At 32.2% G+C, this 15,543-nt stretch carries 14 protein-coding genes and 1 riboswitch; all 14 genes read left to right on the plus strand.

The genetic code is table 11. The annotated features are described in order from the left end of the window. Positions 1–7 precede the first annotated feature (7 nt). The 14 genes from ACY1IQ_RS09680 to ACY1IQ_RS09745 all read left to right on the plus strand — a co-directional run bounded on the left by ACY1IQ_RS09680 (position 8) and on the right by ACY1IQ_RS09745 (position 15,306). Positions 8–475 (plus strand): tRNA (cytidine(34)-2'-O)-methyltransferase, encoded by a 468-nt coding sequence (locus ACY1IQ_RS09680; protein ID WP_461613751.1) that lies wholly within the window; start codon positions 8–10, stop codon positions 473–475. A 13-nt stretch (positions 476–488) separates the two neighbouring features. After that, entirely contained in the window at positions 489–1,343 is an 855-nt protein-coding gene (locus ACY1IQ_RS09685) for a DegV family protein (protein WP_461613752.1), read from the plus strand. A gap of 352 nt (positions 1,344–1,695) precedes the next feature. Beyond that, positions 1,696–1,829, plus strand: a riboswitch (glycine riboswitch). 125 nt (positions 1,830–1,954) lie between these two features. Next, the gene (locus ACY1IQ_RS09690) at positions 1,955–2,329 is read left to right on the plus strand and encodes a GrdX family protein (protein WP_461613753.1); all 375 of its coding nucleotides are present in this window, start codon (positions 1,955–1,957) and stop codon (positions 2,327–2,329) included. A 12-nt stretch (positions 2,330–2,341) separates the two neighbouring features. Next, entirely contained in the window at positions 2,342–3,271 is a 930-nt protein-coding gene (gene trxB / locus ACY1IQ_RS09695; protein ID WP_461613754.1) for a thioredoxin-disulfide reductase, read from the plus strand. Between the two features lie 187 nt (positions 3,272–3,458). Further along, positions 3,459–3,788, plus strand: a complete 330-nt coding sequence (locus ACY1IQ_RS09700; RefSeq protein ID WP_461613755.1) for a thioredoxin family protein — start codon at positions 3,459–3,461, stop codon at positions 3,786–3,788. A gap of 108 nt (positions 3,789–3,896) precedes the next feature. After that, positions 3,897–5,183, plus strand: coding sequence for a glycine/sarcosine/betaine reductase component B subunit (locus tag ACY1IQ_RS09705; protein WP_461613756.1), 1,287 nt, complete (start codon positions 3,897–3,899; stop codon positions 5,181–5,183). Positions 5,184–5,255: 72 nt separating this feature from the next. Then, complete coding sequence (gene grdA / locus ACY1IQ_RS09710; RefSeq protein WP_461613757.1) at positions 5,256–5,723, plus strand: glycine/sarcosine/betaine reductase complex selenoprotein A; 468 nt, start codon at positions 5,256–5,258, stop codon at positions 5,721–5,723. A gap of 116 nt (positions 5,724–5,839) precedes the next feature. After that, the gene (gene grdB, locus ACY1IQ_RS09715; RefSeq protein WP_461613758.1) at positions 5,840–7,144 is read left to right on the plus strand and encodes a glycine reductase complex selenoprotein B; all 1,305 of its coding nucleotides are present in this window, start codon (positions 5,840–5,842) and stop codon (positions 7,142–7,144) included. Between the two features lie 228 nt (positions 7,145–7,372). Then, the gene (gene grdC, locus ACY1IQ_RS09720; protein WP_461613759.1) at positions 7,373–8,911 is read left to right on the plus strand and encodes a glycine/sarcosine/betaine reductase complex component C subunit beta; all 1,539 of its coding nucleotides are present in this window, start codon (positions 7,373–7,375) and stop codon (positions 8,909–8,911) included. 68 nt (positions 8,912–8,979) lie between these two features. Next, the gene (gene grdD / locus ACY1IQ_RS09725) at positions 8,980–10,146 is read left to right on the plus strand and encodes a glycine/sarcosine/betaine reductase complex component C subunit alpha (protein ID WP_461613760.1); all 1,167 of its coding nucleotides are present in this window, start codon (positions 8,980–8,982) and stop codon (positions 10,144–10,146) included. A gap of 299 nt (positions 10,147–10,445) precedes the next feature. After that, a complete protein-coding gene (locus tag ACY1IQ_RS09730; protein WP_461613761.1) occupies positions 10,446–11,546 on the plus strand; it encodes a BMP family lipoprotein in 1,101 nt (366 codons plus the stop codon). Between the two features lie 224 nt (positions 11,547–11,770). Further along, positions 11,771–13,315 (plus strand): ABC transporter ATP-binding protein, encoded by a 1,545-nt coding sequence (locus ACY1IQ_RS09735; RefSeq protein WP_461613762.1) that lies wholly within the window; start codon positions 11,771–11,773, stop codon positions 13,313–13,315. Further along, positions 13,305–14,381, plus strand: a complete 1,077-nt coding sequence (locus tag ACY1IQ_RS09740; protein WP_461613763.1) for an ABC transporter permease — start codon at positions 13,305–13,307, stop codon at positions 14,379–14,381. Before ACY1IQ_RS09735 ends, ACY1IQ_RS09740 begins: the two co-directional genes overlap by 11 nt. Then, the gene (locus ACY1IQ_RS09745) at positions 14,374–15,306 is read left to right on the plus strand and encodes an ABC transporter permease (protein WP_461613764.1); all 933 of its coding nucleotides are present in this window, start codon (positions 14,374–14,376) and stop codon (positions 15,304–15,306) included. The genes ACY1IQ_RS09740 and ACY1IQ_RS09745 overlap by 8 nt, the downstream gene beginning before the upstream one ends. Positions 15,307–15,543 lie beyond the last annotated feature (237 nt).

Genomic DNA, 15,543 nt, shown 5'->3' on the forward strand with positions numbered 1-15,543 from the left:
TATAGCTATGAATTTAAATATAGTATTATTTCAACCAGAAATTCCTCAGAATACAGGAAATATAGGAAGAACTTGTGTGCTTACAAATTGTAAGCTTCATCTTATAAAGCCATTAGGATTTAGTCTTGAAGAAAAGGAAATTAAAAGAGCTGGACTAGACTATTGGCCATTATTAGATATAGAAATTCACGAATCCTATGAAGCTTTAAGAGAAAAATATAAAGAAGGAACTTTTTATTTTTGTACTACAAAAGGAGAAAAGTTCTATAGTGATGTAAGTTTTAAAGAGGGTGACTTTTTAGTATTTGGTCGTGAATCTAAGGGGTTACCAGACTATATAAGAAATGATAATATAGATACTTTAATAAGAGTTCCTATGATAAACACTACTACTAGGTCATTAAATTTATCTAATACTGTAGCAATTATAGCTTATGAGGGTTTAAGACAACTTGGATTCCCTAAAATGAAATAGGAGGAGTTAATTTATGGAAGATAAGAAAATTAAAATCATAACGGATAGTACCTGTGACTTACCAGATCATATAATTAATAAATATAATATAGAGATGATACCCTTAGTATTCACAATAGATGGTGAAACTTATCTTGATAGAGTGGATATTAAACTACCGGAATTTCTAGAGAAAATGAATAATTCTAGCGAACTACCTAAGACTGGACAGATAAATCCTCATAGATTTTATGAGATATATGATAAATATTTAAAGGAAGGATATAAAATAATATCAATACATATATCATCTAAAATGAGTGGAACCTATCAGTCAGCTCTAGTGGCAAAAGAGATGTTAAATAGTGAAGATATAGCAGTAATCGATTCTCAATGTGTATGTGGGGCCCTTGGAGCTTTAGTAGTAAAGTCATGCTTGCTAAAAGAGAAGGGTTTAGATTTTACATCAATTAATGAAGAAATATTAAAATCAATACCAAAGATAAGAAGTATAACATGTTTTGAATCTTTAGATAATTTGGTTAAAGGTGGAAGATTATCTAAAGCAGCTGGTGTTATTGGAAGTTTTTTGGGAATTAAACTTTTGCTATCTATTGAAGATGGAGAAATGACAGTTAAAGATAAGGTAAGAGGAAGTAAAAAAGCACTGAGAAATATGTTGGAGTATATAGAAACCTATGGAGTTGATAAGACTACTCCTGTGATATTAATGCAAGCAGCACCAGAAGAAGAGAATATGGGAATATACAATAGCATAAAGTCACATATGGAAAATAAACACATAGAATATATTGAATGTGAAGTGGGATGCGTAGTTGGTACTCACTCAGGAAGAGACGCTTGTGCAGCGTTTTTTATAGAGGAATAAAGATTAGCTATTATAGTTTAATATTTTAATAATTTAAATTTTAAATAAGAATATAAATAACTTATAAAACTAGAATTTACAAATAATAGAAGTACTAATAAAATTGATTGTTAAACTTGATTTATATAATCATTAATTAAAAGTTAAAAAGTTAATATTTTAAAATATAGTATTAGTAATTGATAAACAATTAACAGACTTCTTGAAAAATATAGATCATTTGAACTTTTTAAATTGATTATAGAGAATTTAAATAAGGGAAAATGATAAAAGATATAGAAATTTATTGACGAATGTTGTATACTTGGGTTGTAAGTTAAAACAAATTAAAAACAATTTAATAGAAATGTGGATGAAATTTTCGGGAGATAATCTATTAAAGATAATTATTAATAATTATTTTTATAACAATGGGTAGCCGAAGAAGCAAAAATTTATTTTGCCAATAAATTTGAAACTCTCAGGCAAAAGGACCGAAAATGGACATAACTCTGGAAAGCGGTAAGCACCGAAGGAGTAAAACTCTCAGGTTTAAGGGACAGAGGCATAGGCAAAGTTAATTATTACTTTTGCATATGCCTTTTTTATATGTGAAAAAGGAGGGAAGCTAGGTGATTGAACCGTTATTTATAATAACCAATAATTCATTGTCAAAGAGAACCTTCGAAACAAAGTATAAAATAATCTATATAGATGGTTCAGCAATGGAAGTACTAAAAAATGTTAGAGATAACATACATTTAGGCCATAAGCTTCTAACTCATCCACTAATGAGTAGTGTTAAACCTAACGAAACACCATATAGAACCGTATGTTTATCATTAAATAGGGAGTCCTTAGATATTCAGTCATTAGAAATAATTGAAAGTACTATAATGACTACAGAAAAGTTTTTAAGAGATTTCAATACTCCAAATTGGAGTGATAAAATATTACAAGATTTTCAATTGATAGATTGCGATTTAATAGATCATGCAATCAATTAAGGAGGGTTACCCATGGAACATATTATTTATGATACTATCATTTTAGGTGGAGGTCCTGCAGGATTATCAGCTGGATTGTACGCTGCAAGATCAAGAATGAAAACATTATTAATAGAAAGAGCAAAGTTCGGTGGACAGACAGCTACTACTGATGAATTAGAGAACTATCCAGGATCTATTGAAGATTGTACAGGAACAAGCCTTAGCCAAAGAATGAGAAAACAAGCAGAAGAATTTGGAACTGAATTTGCTAAAGATGAAGTTGTAGAAGTTCAGCTTGAAGGAGATATTAAAGTAGTTAAAACAAGAAAAGCTACTTATGAAGGAAAAACAATAATAATAGCTACTGGTGCATATCCAAGATTAGGTGGATTTAAAAATGAAATTGAATTAAGAGGAAGAGGAGTTTCCTACTGTGCGACTTGTGATGCTGACTTCTTTACAGACTTAGATATCGCGGTTATAGGTGGAGGAGATTCAGCTATAACAGAAGCAATATACTTAGCTAAATTTGGAGAGACTGTAACAATAATTCATAGAAGAGATCAATTAAGAGCTGCAAAATCTCTACAAGAAAAAGCTTTCAAAAATCCAAAAATTAAATTTATTTGGGATAGCGTTGTTGAAGAAGCTAAAGGTGAAGAAATCCTTGAAAGCTTAGTAATTAAAAATGTAAAAACTGGAGAACTTAGCGAATTAGCAGTAAATGGTTGCTTTGTCTTTGTAGGATACTTACCAATATCTGAGCTATTTAAAGGAAAAATAAATATGAATGATAGAGGAGATATCATCACTGATGAAGAGATGAGAACTAATATTCCAGGAGTATTTGCAGCTGGAGATGTTAGAGAAAAATCTTTAAGACAAGTTATTACAGCAGCAGCGGATGGAGCTATAGCAGCCACAAACTGTGAACATTATATAGAGGAAAAATTTAACTAATAGTTAAATACTAATAAAATTATTTTTTTAAACAGAATTGTTTGAAAAGTTAATTAAGTTCAAAAATTTTTATAATATATTTATATTGTGAAAATTTAAGAACCATTGACTAAAAAAATATGAAATAGGAAAATATACTCATAAAGGTAATAAGCTTACTTTTATTGAAGAAAGAGAGGGAATTTTAATGTTAGAATTAAACAAAGATAATTTCGAGGCAGAAGTGCTTAAAAGTGATAAGCCGGTATTTGTAGATTTTTGGGGAGATAAATGTGAAATCTGTTTAGAGTTAATGCCAGGAGTTCATGGATTAGAGCCAAAATATGGTGATAAAATTAAATTTGCTAGCTTAAACATAGGCGGAGCTAGAAGGGTTGCTATAGGACAAAAAGTTTTAGGATTACCAACAATGAAGATATATAATGGTGGAGAATGTGTTGATACAATTACTCCAGATAAAATATCTACATTAGATGATATAGAAAATTTCATAAAAGCTTACTATGAAAAATTATAATTTATTTTTTAATTAAGATGTTATTAAGGTAAGCAGTAAACTGCTGCTTACCTTTAAATAAAAAAACAAAATTAGGTTAAACTCATATATTCATAGGAGGTGAATGTTTTGCGTCTAGAGATTGGAAACATCATTATAAAAGATCTTCAATTCGGAGCAGAAACAAAAGTTGATAATGGAGTTCTTTATGTAAATAAAGAGGAATTACTTAAAGAAGTATCTGGAGATGAAAGAATAAGTAGTATCGATTTCGATATTGCAAAACCAGGTGAAGAGGTTAGAATAATTCCTGTTAAAGACGTAATTGAACCAAGGGTTAAAGTAGAGGGGAATGGAGGAATTTTCCCAGGCTTTGTAAATAAAGTTGATACAGTAGGTTCAGGAAGAACTCATGTATTAAAGGGAGCTGCGGTTGTTACTACTGGTAAAATTGTAGGATTCCAAGAAGGTATCGTTGATATGTATGGAGAAGGAGCTAAATATACACCTTTCTCTAAAACAAATAACTTAGTTGTCATATGTGAACCAAAAGAAGGTATAGGACAACACGAACATGAGGAAGCTGTAAGAATGATAGGCTTTAAAACAGCTGTGTACTTAGGCAAAGCTGGTAAGAATGTTGAACCAGATGAAGTTAAAACATTCGAAACATTGCCACTATTAGAACAAGTTAAACAATACCCAGATTTACCAAAGGTTGTATATGTTTACATGCTTCAAACTCAAGGATTATTACATGACACTTATGTTTATGGTGTAGATGCTAAAAAAATAATTCCAACATTTATATACCCAACAGAAGTGTTTGATGGAGCTATAGTAAGTGGAAACTGTGTGTCTGCTTGTGACAAAAACCCATCATATGTTCATATGAATCATCCAATAATAGAAGATTTATATGAAAGACATGGAAAAGATTTTAACTTTATTGGATGCGTAATCACAAATGAGAACGTATACTTAGCTGATAAAGAAAGATCTTCAAATATGGTTGCTAAATTAGTAGAATTCTTAGGAGCAGATGCTGCTATAATTTCAGAGGAAGGCTTTGGTAACCCAGATGCTGACTTAGTTATGAACTGTAATAAAATCACAGCTAAAGGTATTAAAACAGTACTTTTAACAGATGAATATGCAGGACAAGATGGTAGTTCACAATCACTAGCTGACTCAACTCCAAAAGGAGATGCAGTAGTTACCGGAGGAAATGCTAATGAGGTTGTTATACTGCCAAAAATGAAAAAAATAATAGGACATATTGAGGCTGCTGATATAATAGCTGGAGGACACGTTGGAAGCTTAAGAGAAGACGGTTCAATAGAAGCAGAAATACAAGTTATAACAGGAGCTACAAGTGAGGTAGGATTTAATTACCTAACAGCAAAAGGATATTAATATAACCGAATTATTTAGAATATTATAAGTTTCACGAATGTTAAGTTTTTAATATGAAAGGAAGATAAAATTATGTTACAAGGAAAAAAGGCTATTTGTATAGGAGATAGAGACGGAATACCAGGACCAGCTATAGAAGCTTGTTTAAAATCAGCGGGAGCAGAAGTAGTGTTTGCATCAACAGAATGCTTTGTCTGAACGGCTGCAGGTGCAATGGATCTGGAGATCCAACAAAGAGTTAAAGATCTAACTGAAAAATATGGTGCAGAAAATATGGTAGTAGTAATTGGAGGAGCTGAAGCAGAAGCATCTGGATTATCAGCTGAAACAGTTACAGCAGGAGACCCAACTTATGCAGGACCATTAGCAGGAGTAGAACTAGGATTAGCAGTTTATCATGTAGTAGAGCCAGAAATTAAAGACGAATGTGATGAAGCTATCTATGATGAACAATGTGGAATGATGGAAATGGTTTTGGAAGTTGATGAAATAATAGGTGAAGTTAAATCTGTAAGAGATCAATATAGCAAATACGTTTAATTTTATGATAGATTTATGATTAAAAATTAAGGAATTAGTAGTAAAACTGAAATTGATAATTGACCTTAAAAGCTTTTGCTTTTAAGGGTCAATTCCCAATGAAAGGGGGAAAATGCATGATTAAGATAGTTCATTATATAAACCAGTTTTACGCTGGAATAGGCGGAGAAGAAAAAGCAGATATTAAACCAGAGGTACGTGACGGCTTTGTAGGACCGGGAATGGGATTAAATGGATTGCTTAAAAAAGAAGGTGCAGAGATAGTTGCAACTGTAGTCTGCGGAGACTCTTATTTCGCTGAAAATACTAAAGAAGCAAAAGAAGAAATATTAGAAATGGTTAAGAAGTATGAACCAGATTTATTTATAGCTGGACCTGCATTCAATGCTGGAAGATATGGAGTTGCTTGTGGAGATATAGCTACAACAGTTAAAGAAGAATTAAATATACCAGTTTTATCAGCTATGTATATTGAAAATCCAGGTGCTGATATGTACAAAAAGTTTGTGCATATTGTATCTACTAAAAATAGTGCAGTTGGAATGAGAGATGCTCTTCCTAAAATGGCTAAATTAGCTTTAAAATTAGCTAAAGGTGAAGAAGTTGGATCACCAGCTGAAGATAACTACATTGAAAGAGGCATCAGAAAGAACTACTTTGCTACAGAAAGAGGTTCTAAAAGAGCAGTTGATATGTTAGTTAAGAAGTTAAAGGGTGAAGAATTTGTAACCGAATTTAAAATGCCTGACTTTGATAGAGTTGATCCACTGCCACCTATAACTGATATTACTAAAGCCAAGATAGCTATAGTTACATCTGGAGGTATAGTACCAAAAGGAAACCCAGATCATATTGAGTCTTCAAGTGCTTCTAAAATTGGTAAATATGATATAGAGGGAATAATGGATTTAACAAGTGAAACTCATGAAACAGCTCATGGTGGTCATGACCCTGTATATGCTAATGAGGATCCAGATAGAGTAATCCCTGTAGATGTATTAAGAGATTTAGAAAAAGAAGGGAAAATAGGAGCTCTACACAGATACTTCTATTCAACAGTAGGAAATGGAACAGCTGTTGCTTCTTCTAAAAAATATGGTGAGTTCGCTGCTAAAGAATTAATTGCAGATGGTGTTGATGCAGTTATATTAACTTCTACGTGAGGAACTTGTACACGTTGCGGAGCAACGTTAGTTAAAGAAATAGAAAGAGCTGGATTACCAGTAGTACACATGTGTACAATAACTCCAGTATCTTTAACTGTTGGAGCTAATAGAATAGTACCAACAATAGCTATTCCTCACCCACTTGGAAATCCTGCATTAAGCAAAGTGGATGAGTATGCATTAAGAAGAAGATTAGTTGAAAAAGCTCTAGAAGCATTAAAAACTCCAGTTGATGGACAAAAAATATTTGAGTAATTTTCTATCTTGATAATCAAATAATAATTAGGGAACTTAATGTTCCCTAATTATTTCTAAGTGATATGGGGAATGTATAATGCATAATAATTTTATGAATTATGTGCTATAGATTATCCATAGTATTAATAATAAAGCTTAGATAATCTAATTGTTCAGAGTAAAATTAGCAAATTCCAAAATTAATGTGAATTTATTTCACTATTTATAAGGGGAGGTTGGAAGAATATGAATTTTCCAGTATTAAAGAAAGCAGCGTATATTTTAGTTAATACTCCAGATATGGTAATACATAATGGAACAACTCAAACGTTAGAAAGAGAAACACATCCTGATTCAGAATATCTAAAGGAGCTAAATAGTCATTTAAGACCATACGAAGAAGTTATGGCTTATGCACCAAACCAAACTTATATAGGAAATATAACTCCAGAGGAATTAGGAGAGATGCCAAGACCTTGGTATGGAAAGAATACTCCTAATGCTAATAGATTTGGTAAATTTGGGGAAGTTATGCCTCAAGATGAGTTTTATGGATTAATGAAAATATCAGATGTTTTTGACTTGGTATTATTAGAAGAAGAATTTGCAAATAATATAAAAGAAAAATTATCAAAACATCCACTAATTGCTTCAAAAGTTGAAAAGATTGTAGGAGATAGTTTAGAAAAAATAGAAAGCTTAGTTAACAATTCAGGAGCAGAGGGATTATATGAAGATGGAAAACTAGTAGGATGTATAAGAAGAGCACATGAGTTTGACCCTAACCTATCAGCACACTATATGCTTGAAAACTTAGCTGTTAAAGCTTCAGGAGTTTTAGCAGGAATGCATTTAGTAGACAATTTAGATATACCAATTAATGAAATTGAATATATAATTGAATGTTCAGAAGAAGCTATTGGTGATATGAACCAAAGAGGTGGCGGAAATATTGCTAAAGCTATTGGAGAAGTTGTAGGACTAACTGGTGCAACTGGTGCAGATATGAGAGGATTCTGTGCAGGACCAGCTCACTCATTAATAACAGCTGCATCACTTGTTAAGAGTGGAATATATAAAAATGTTTTAGTAATAGCAGGTGGAGCTACAGCTAAACTTGGAATGAATGGTAGAGACCATGTTAAAAAAGGTATGCCAGTATTAGAAGATTGTTTAGGTGGATTTGCAGTACTTGTTTCTCAAAATGATGGAATTAGTCCAATATTAAGAACTGATGTTGTAGGAACACATACAATAGGCCATGGAGCTTCACCTCAAGCAGTTTTAGAGGCGTTAGTACTTGACCCGTTAATAGAAAATGGAATTAAGATAACAGATGTAGATAAATATGCTCCAGAAATGCAGACACCGGATATAACTGAGCCAGCAGGAGCTGGAGATGTTCCAACACAAAACTACAAAATGATAGCTGCATTAGCTGTTAAAAAAGGACAACTAGAAAAGAAAGAACTACCAAACTTTGTTAAACAACATGGATATCCAGGATATGCTCCAACTCAAGGACACATCCCATCAGGTGCACCAATAATAGGGCATGGAATAGATCACATTAAAAATGGTGTACTAAATAACTTCATGATAGTTGGTAAAGGAAGTTTATTCTTAGGAAGAATGACTAACTTATTCGACGGGGTTTCAATATTAGTTGAAAAAAATCCAGGAAAGGTTGAAGAAAGTGCTGGAATAAGCAAAGAAGAAGTAAAATCAATGGTTGCAGATGCAATGAAGGATTTTGCAGAATTTTTAGCAAAAAACATGGAGTAATTAAGGTGAAAATAAATAAGTAGTTCCTCTAAACTTGAGGAACTACACTTAAGAAAAGGGGTGTAACTATGAGCCAAAATGCAACTAAAGCAATGATAGCTGAGGTGTTTAATGATATAGCAAATGGAATAAAAAGCGGTCAATTTAGGAAAAGAGTAAGAATAGGATTAACTATATTAGGCTCTGAGCATGGCGTAGAAGAAATGGTTAAGGCTGCTGAACTTGCTAAATCTAAATATGGTGACTTTGATATAGTACTAATAGGTCCAAAGGTTGATGCTGATTTTGAAATAATAGAAGCAGAAACTGCAGAAGAAGGCCATAGCAAAATGACTAAAATGCTTGAGAATGGTAAATTAGATGGATGCGTTACTCAGCATTTTGATTTCCCAATAGGGGTATCTACTGTAGGTAAAGTTTTAACTCCTGGTAAAGGGAAAGAAATGATAATAGCAACTACTACAGGAACAACTTCAACAAATAGAGTTGAGGGAATGGTTAAAAACGCTATATCTGGTATAGCAGTTGCTAAATCAAATGGAATAAAAAATCCAAAGGTTGGCATATTAAACCTAGATGGAGCTAGACAAGTTGAAAGAATATTAAATGAAGTAAAAGAAGCAGGATACAATTTTGAATTTACTGGATCATTAAGAGCAGATGGCGGAGCTGTTATGAGGGGAAATGACCTGTTGGCTGGAACTCCAGATGTTATGGTATGCGACTCATTAACAGGAAATTTACTTGTAAAAATATTCTCTTCATTTACAACCGGTGGAAATTACGAGACTGTTGGTGCAGGTTATGGTCCTGGAATAGGGGAAAACTATGATAAACTGGTTAATATAGTTTCAAGAGCTTCTGGTGCACCACTTATAGCTGAAGCTTTAAGATATTGTGCAACCTGTGCAGAAAATAAGGTTCTAGATATAGCTAGGGAAGAGTTTGAAAAAGCTAATAAGGTTGGACTTCAACAAGTTATAGATAAAACAGCTAAAAAAGTAACTAAAGTTGAAAGTTCTGATGAAGATGTAAAAATGCCAGAAAAGAAAGTTGTAACTTTTTCAATAGCAGGAATAGATATACTTGAACTTGAAAATGCATGTAAAACATTATGGAAGGAAAATATTTATTCTGAAAGTGGAATGGGTTGTACTGGACCAATAGTTTTAGTTGCTGAGGAAGATTCAGAAAAGGCAACTGAAATATTGAAAAAGGCTGAATATTTAGGATAATATTGACTGAGCAGTTATTGCTCAGTCTCTATTTTCTCTTTATGAAAAAATTGTAACTAAGAATAAAAAGAAACCATTAATTAGAAATGCTGTATAAATAATTATAAAATATATAAAATTGATTAAAAAATAAAAAAAAATTTATTAACTAAATTAAAAAAATTTATAAAACAGTTGAATATGTAAGTACTTTTTAATTATAATAGTAGCATAGTGTTAAATATAGTAAGGGGGATTATTATTATATAATAGCACCTTAACTTACATAATACACAGTGTAATCTTAGGAGGTTAGTTTTATGAAAATGAAAAGATTGGTGGCAGTTCTGACATCAGCTATATTAACTGCTGGAGTATTAGTTGGCTGCGGATCATCTGCAACTAAAGAAAATGAAGGCGGAGCAAGTACAGGAGAAGGAAAGAAAAGTGAGATCATGATAGGTCTTGCAACAGATGAAGGTGGATTAAATGATAAGTCATTTAACCAATCAGCAGATGAAGGTGTTAAAAAAGCAGTAGAAGAATTTGGTGTAGAATATAAACCAATAGAATCTAAGAAAAAAGAAGATTATGAACCAAATCTACAAGCATTAGTAGATGCAGGTTCAGATTTAACATTTGCTATAGGATTCCAATTAGATAAAGCAACTGAAAGTGCAGCAAAAAATAACCCAGATAGCAAATTTGCTATAATAGATGCTACAGTAGATGCACCAAATGTTATGTCTATAACATTTAAGGAAGAAGAAGGTTCCTTCTTAATGGGAGTTATAGCTGGTAAAATGACAAAAACAAATCAAATTGGATTTATAGGTGGAAAAGACTTTGATACAATTCAAAAGTTTGAATCAGGATTTGTTGCTGGTGTTAAAGCAGTTAACCCAGAAGCAGGAAAATTATTAGAAAGTCCAGATGGAAAAAAAGCTGGTAAAAACGTTAAATACGCGGATTCATTTGATGATACAAATAAAGGATATGAATTAGCTAAAGCATTATATGACTCAGGTTGTGATGTTATATATCATTCAGCTGGTGGAGTTGGAATAGGAATGTTTAAGGCTGCTAAAGAATTAAAAGATGCAGGAAAAGAAGTTTGGGCTATTGGTGTTGATAAAGATCAGGCTGTATCAGTACCAGAATATGCTGATATAATACTTTCCTCTATGATTAAGAGAGTTGACGTTGGAACTTATGATGCTACAAAAGCTGTAGTTAATAACGAGTTCAAAGCTGGACATATAGAGTTAGGATTAAAAGATGGCGGAGTTGGTATTGCTGAAACAACAGAGAAAAACACTCCAAAAGAAGTTATAGATCTTGCTAAAGATTATGAACAAAAAATGATTAAGGGAGAAATAAAGGCTCCAGCAACAAGAGAAGAAGCTAAGAATTTTAAATAATTGTTACTTTACTGGTAAATAAAAAAATAGTATAATAAAAGCTAGATGTCCGTTTGCATCTAGCTTTTATTACTCATGAGCTAGATTTTAAGAATTAAAATTTTTCCTTTCTTTATCCAAAAAATACATGCTAGAGGTATAGAAAAAATGTAGTATAATATTAGTAATTATCTCAAATTTATTGAGAATGGTAGTGAAGGTTGTTAGTATAAGGAGGAAGCGGGATGAACAAGGTAATAGAAATGAAAGGTATAACCAAAGTTTTCCCTGGAACTATTGCCAATGACAATGTGGATTTTGAACTTTTAAAAGGCGAAACTCATGTTTTACTTGGAGAAAATGGTGCAGGTAAAACCACACTAATGAATATTCTATATGGATTATATCAACAGGATAAGGGTGATATTTATGTAAACGGTAAATTAAGTAAAATAGCTAATCCTAATGATGCTATTGGCTTGGGAATAGGTATGGTGCATCAGCATTTTATGCTTGTTCACAATTTTACTGTAGCTGAAAATATAGTATTAGGCACAGAGCCTAAAAAAGGTACTAAGCTTGATATGAAAACCGCTATTAAAAATGTTGAAGAGCTTTCAAAAAAATATGGCTTTGCAATTGATCCAAAGGCTGTAATTGAGGATATATCTGTAGGGCAACAACAAAAGGTTGAAATATTAAAAGCATTATATAGAGGAGCTGAAATATTAATACTTGACGAGCCTACAGCTGTTTTAACACCTCAAGAAATTGAAGAGCTAGGAAACATTATTAAGAATTTAAAGAAGGAAGGAAAATCTGTAATATTAATCACTCATAAACTTAAAGAAGTTATGAGTATGAGTGATAGAGTTACTATAATTAGGAGAGGTAAAGTAACTGGTACTGTTGCTACTAATGAAACTAATATTGACCAATTAGCAGAGCTGATGGTAGGAAGAAAGGTAAATTTAGTAGTTGATAAAAAAGAATGTGAACTAAAAGGTGAAGTTTTAAGAATAGAGAATTTATCTGCAAATGATCACAGAGGAATTGAAGCTATTAAAGATCTTAATTTAGTTGTTAATGGGGGAGAAATTCTTGGTATTGCAGGAGTTGATGGAAATGGTCAAAGTGAATTCTTAGAAGTGTTAACTGGTCTTAGGAAGGCTAAAAATGGAAAAATTATATTAAAAGATAAGGACATATATGGTAAAACACCGAGAGAAATTACTGAGTCAGGAGTAGGACATATTCCAGAAGATAGACATAAAAGAGGGTTAATTCTTAAGTATTCACTATTTGAAAACTCCATACTTGGAATTCATAGAAATAAACCTTTTAGCAAGGGTATTGTAATGAATTATAGTGAAATTAAATCTCATTGTGATAAACTTATAGAAGAATTTGATGTTAGAACGCCAAATAACGAAGTGGCTGCTTCAGCATTATCAGGTGGTAATCAGCAAAAATTAATTGCAGCAAGAGAAATTTCAAAGAATCCAGATTTATTAATTGCAGCTCAACCAACAAGAGGACTAGATGTTGGTGCTATTGAGTATATACATAAAAGATTAGTAGAAGAAAGAGATAAGGGTAAAGCTGTACTTTTAGTATCCTTAGAACTTGATGAAATTATGGCTTTATCAGATAGAATTGCTGTTATGTACGATGGAAAGATAGTTGCAATACTTGATAGAAGTGAAGCTACAGAGCAAAAACTTGGTATTTTAATGGCTGGTGGAACCTTAGAACAAGCTGAGAAAGGAGCTAACTCAAATGAAAAGTAAATTCAAGCAAAATTTAAAATCTATAGCTTTTCCATTCATTGCTATAATACTTTCACTATTTATATCAGTATTTTTCATAATGTGGGCTAAAGGTTATCCAATAACTAAATATTTTACAGCATTAGGTGAGTTAATATCCATCGTTTGGAAAGGTAGTTTTGGTACAAAGAGAAATATAATGACTACATTAGCAGAAGTAACTCCACTGATATTTGCGGGGGTTGCCCATGCATTAGCATTTAGATGTGGCTTATTTAATATAGGAGTTGCAGGACAATTTGCTCTTGGAATGCTTGCAGCTGCAATTGTTGGAACAATTCCAGGATTAAGTCCAGCAATTCACATTCCATTAATGATAGTTTCAGGTATAATAGCAGGTAGTATATGGGCTGGAATACCAGGTTATTTAAAGGCTAAATTTGGGACAAGTGAAGTTATTAATACAATAATGATGAACTATATATCAATATTCCTTTGTAATTATATTATATTAAAAACACGTTTTGGAGTGCCTGGTAAGGCAAGTACTCCTATAATTGAAGAAAGCGCTCAATTTACTAGATTTATGAAAGGGGCGCCAGCGAATACAAGCATATTTTTAGCTATATTAGTAGCAGCATTTATCTTTTGGTTATTATGGAAAACCACAGTTGGATACGAAATTAGAGCTGTTGGTATAAATCCACATGGTGCAGAATATGGTGGAGTAAATATACCTAAAAATATGATTTTAGCTATGGTTATTTCTGGAGCTATTGCGGGACTTGGTGGTGCAACTCATATATCAGGAGTTATGCATACTCTTCAAGATTTTATGGCTGTACCAAGCTATGGATTTGATGGAATTGCTGTTGCGTTACTTGCAAAGAATAATCCAATAGCATGTATAGGTTCTGCAGTACTATTTGGTGCACTAAACAATAGTGCTAGAGCATTACAATTAAATGGAATTCCAAAACAAATAGTATATTTAATACAAGCAATAATTATTATATTTGTTGCAACTGATTATATTGTTAAATACTTTGAAGAAAAGAAAAAGAAAGGGGCGATTGTAAATGAGTAATTTAAATGCAATTGCATTATTAACTGCTACACTTAGAATAGCAACGCCTCTAATTTTTGCAGCTCTTGGTGGAATGTTCTCAGAAAGATCAGGAGTAGTAAATATAGGATTAGATGGTATGATGACTATAGGTGCATTTTTTGCAGTTTATGGAACTTATGCATCAGGAAGTCCTCTTATTGGTATAGTTTGTGCTATGATAGCTGGAGGAGTTCTAGCATTAATTCATGCAGTTTTAAGTATAAATTTAAAAGCTGATCAAGTTATTTCGGGTACAGCAATTAACCTTTTCTCTACTGCTCTTGCCAGCTTCTTGATTTCAAGATTGTTTGAAGGAAGAGGTGGTCAAACAGATATAGTTAAGAGTTTACCATTCGATGTACCAGATTTTATACTAAACATACCTATATTAGGAGAGATAATTGGTGGAATTAACTGGTTTGTAATACTTTCCATAGTATTAGTTTTTGTTTCACATTATGTTATATATAAAACTCCATTAGGATTAAGAATTAGAGCTGTAGGAGAACATCCAAAAGCAGCAGACACATTAGGAATAAATGTATATAAAATGAGATATTTATGTGTAATCCTATCAGGCGTATTGGCAGGTCTTGGTGGAGCTGCATTGTCTCTTGGTATTACACCATTATTTAGAGATAATATGGTTGCAGGTAGAGGATTTATAGCTTTGGCAGCTATGATATTTGGTAACTGGAAGCCATTTGGATTATTAGGAGCATGTTTATTGTTTGCCTTTGGTGAATCATTCCAAATAGTAGCGCAAGGCTTCTCATGGTCATTGCCAACAGAGTTCTATTCATCAATACCGTATGTATTGACAATGCTTGCTTTAGCAGGATTTGTTGGAAAGACTCAAGGTCCAGCTGCTTCAGGACAGCCATATGAAAAAGGTTCAAGATAATATTTAAAACCACAGATTTTTCTGTGGTTTTTTTATAAGGAGAAAAAGAAGATTATATGAATTTAGACTTTTGGCATCTTTATAAAAAGCTAACATATTAGCTAGTTATAAAGATGTTTTTTATTTATATAAATTATAAAAACTACATTAGTTTATTAAATAAGAGTACTATGTATTTATAAGTTTAATAATTGATAAACCATTATTGGATAATAAAATACTGTATAAATATTTGCA

The sequence above is a fragment of the Clostridium sp. Marseille-QA1073 genome (genome assembly GCF_054863625.1).

Excerpts from the sequence above, each read along its gene's own strand:
- ACY1IQ_RS09680 (WP_461613751.1), top strand. The coding sequence starts at position 8 with ATGAATTTAAATATAGTATTATTTCAACCAGAAATTCCTCAGAATACA.
- ACY1IQ_RS09685 (WP_461613752.1), top strand. The coding sequence starts at position 489 with ATGGAAGATAAGAAAATTAAAATCATAACGGATAGTACCTGTGACTTA.
- trxB (WP_461613754.1), top strand. The coding sequence starts at position 2,342 with ATGGAACATATTATTTATGATACTATCATTTTAGGTGGAGGTCCTGCA.
- ACY1IQ_RS09700 (WP_461613755.1), top strand. The coding sequence starts at position 3,459 with ATGTTAGAATTAAACAAAGATAATTTCGAGGCAGAAGTGCTTAAAAGT.
- grdC (WP_461613759.1), top strand. The coding sequence starts at position 7,373 with ATGAATTTTCCAGTATTAAAGAAAGCAGCGTATATTTTAGTTAATACT.
- grdD (WP_461613760.1), top strand. The coding sequence starts at position 8,980 with ATGAGCCAAAATGCAACTAAAGCAATGATAGCTGAGGTGTTTAATGAT.
- ACY1IQ_RS09730 (WP_461613761.1), top strand. The coding sequence starts at position 10,446 with ATGAAAATGAAAAGATTGGTGGCAGTTCTGACATCAGCTATATTAACT.
- ACY1IQ_RS09735 (WP_461613762.1), top strand. The coding sequence starts at position 11,771 with ATGAACAAGGTAATAGAAATGAAAGGTATAACCAAAGTTTTCCCTGGA.
- ACY1IQ_RS09740 (WP_461613763.1), top strand. The coding sequence starts at position 13,305 with ATGAAAAGTAAATTCAAGCAAAATTTAAAATCTATAGCTTTTCCATTC.
- ACY1IQ_RS09745 (WP_461613764.1), top strand. The coding sequence starts at position 14,374 with ATGAGTAATTTAAATGCAATTGCATTATTAACTGCTACACTTAGAATA.